Origin of the sequence: Bradyrhizobium sp., assembly GCF_016462955.1 — a bacterium.
Lineage (GTDB): Bacteria > Pseudomonadota > Alphaproteobacteria > Rhizobiales > Xanthobacteraceae > Bradyrhizobium.
On the sequence record NZ_JAEMSD010000738.1, the window covers coordinates 1492 to 2557 of the forward strand.

The window sequence follows — 1066 nt, forward strand, 5'->3', positions numbered from 1 at the left end:
GGCCTGGCGCTCGGGCGTCGCCACCACGAGCCCGTCGAGCTCGTCGGAGACCTTGATCTGGCAGGACAGGCGCGAATTCGGGCGTACGTCGAAGCCGAAATCGAGCATGTCCTCTTCCATCGGCGTCGGGCTGCCGACCTTCTCGCGCCAGGCTTCGTCGACATAGACGTGGCAGGTTGCGCAGGCGCAGGCGCCGCCACATTCGGCCTCGATGCCGGGAATGCTGTTGCGGATCGCGGCTTCCATCACGGTTGCGCCGTTCTCGATTTCTACCGTGCGGGTTTCGCCCTTGTGGTCGACAAAGTGAATCTTGGCCATATGTGCTCGTGCTGCCGCGGTGCTTGGAATGAAGGAGGGTCCGGGCTGTCCTATAACGGGTCGGTCAGTCCGGCGCCATAGCGTTTTGAAGCCAAATGAATCCCGCTTTGCGGGAAGAAAACGCGTCAAAACAAGAGACTAGAAACCGGGCTCGACCTGTCGGCTTACGGCTTCAGGATCGCCTCGATTGCGGCGCTGGCCTCCGTCACCGCTTCCTTCAGCGCAGCGAACGCATCGGACCGGCCACGGCCGGTCCGGATCGCTGTTTCCAGGCCGGCGGCTGCATCGGCCACCGCAAAGGCGCCGATCCCCCGCGCGGACCCCTTGAGCTTGTGTGCAAGCGCGCCGGTCTCGGCGGGCATCGCTGCCATCGCCGCCAGCAGGCGAGCCGCCTGTTCGGCGAACATTGCCAGTACTTCCTGCTCCAGTTCTGCGTCGCCGAGCGTCATCCGGGAGAGGTGATCGCGGTCGAGCGGGCTGTCGATGGGCGCAAGCGGGGGCGAAGGCATCCATTCCATCCGTTGCAGTTCAGGCATCATGGCGCAGGCCCCGGCATCGCGCGACGGCCGCGGGCGCGGCGGTCAGGTTCCCGCACCCAAGCATGAAAATGGTTAACGAAATGTTCGGGCCGCTTGACGCAAATCCACCTGTTTGTTGACAACAAGTTGCCGCAATCGCCCGAGTTCGGTGGAGAATTGCATTGATTGCTAAGGCGTTACGCAGCGATCCTGTTAACGATGATTAAGAA

General features: G+C 62.9%; 2 protein-coding genes. Both read right to left on the minus strand.

Going from position 1 to position 1066, the window contains the following annotated elements; translation table 11 throughout:
• Positions 1–318 (minus strand): 2Fe-2S iron-sulfur cluster-binding protein (locus JHD07_RS37640; protein ID WP_008143731.1); only part of this gene is annotated, 318 nt, incomplete at its 3' end.
• Between the two features lie 164 nt (positions 319–482).
• The gene (locus tag JHD07_RS37645) at positions 483–857 is read right to left on the minus strand and encodes an Hpt domain-containing protein (protein ID WP_291631409.1); all 375 of its coding nucleotides are present in this window, start codon (positions 855–857) and stop codon (positions 483–485) included.
• Positions 858–1066 lie beyond the last annotated feature (209 nt).